The organism is Hydrogenivirga sp. 128-5-R1-1 (assembly GCF_000171895.1).
Genome location: NZ_ABHJ01000519.1, coordinates 1 through 1,056, shown reverse-complemented (window position 1 = coordinate 1,056; position 1,056 = coordinate 1). Strand labels below are relative to the sequence as shown.

At 35.6% G+C, this 1,056-nt stretch carries 2 protein-coding genes; both read right to left on the bottom strand.

Annotated elements, in window-relative coordinates; translation table 11 throughout:
- Window positions 1–300 (bottom strand): translation elongation factor Ts (gene tsf / locus HG1285_RS00235; RefSeq protein WP_008289720.1); only part of this gene is annotated, 300 nt, incomplete at its 3' end.
- On the bottom strand, window positions 300–1,056 hold a 757-nt coding region (rpsB, locus tag HG1285_RS00240), incomplete at its 5' end, for a 30S ribosomal protein S2 (protein ID WP_008289719.1). The genes tsf and rpsB, both read right to left, overlap by 1 nt.

Genomic DNA, 1,056 nt, shown 5'->3' with positions numbered 1-1,056 from the left:
TTGAAGAGCTATTTCGTTTGCAAGCTCCTTAAACACTTCATTTCTTGCAACAAAATCTGTTTCACAGTTAAGCTCTAAAAGAACTCCAACTCTTCCACCTGCGTGGATGTATGAGTGTATTAAACCTTCTTTAGTTTCTCTTCCTGCTTTCTTAGCTGCCTTTGCAACTCCTTTTTTTCTTAATACTTCAACTGCTTCTTCAAGATTTCCACCAGTTTCTTCAAGTGCTTTTTTACATTCCATAAAACCTGCGCCGGTCATATCTCTTAAAGTTTTAACTAATTTTGCATCTACTGCCATTACTTAAGCTCCTCCTTTGCTTCTTCAATTTCTTCAGGTAAATTTTCTTCAACTTGCTTATCTATATTTTCTTCAAGGGCTTTTTCTTTATCAGGGTTATTTGCACCGTTAACTCCAGATTCAACAGCTGGACCAACTTCCGCAACTCCTTCCTCTTTAGCTTTTTTCATAAGCTCAGCCTCTACATCTTCTACTTCAACTGCTCCAACTTCTTTCTCTCTCAGGGATCTTCCTTCTACAACTGCATCAGCTATTTTTGAAGTGATTAATTTTATTGCCTTTATAGCATCGTCGTTTCCTGGTATTGGGTAATCTATTAAATCAGGGTCACAGTTTGAGTCAGCTATAGCAACTACAGGAATACCAAGCTTTTTAGCTTCTTTTACTGCAAGCTCTTCTCTTACTGTATCAACTACATATATTACATCAGGCATTTTTTCCATTTCTTTAATTCCTTTGAGAAATCTTTCAAGTTTCTCTTTTTGTTTCTTAATTTTTACAACTTCTTTTTTAGGTAAAATTTCAAATGCTCCTTCTGCTTCCATTCTTTCAAGCCTTTTTAATTTTTCAATTGACTTTCTTACAGTTTGAAAGTTAGTTAAAAGCCCTCCAAGCCATCTTTGGTTGATATAAAAAGCTCCACATCTCTGAGCTTCTTCTTCAATAATATCTTGAGCCTGCTTTTTTGTTCCTACAAATAAAATATCACCACCTGCAGCCACCTCATCTCTAACAAATTCCCATGCTTGTTTGAAA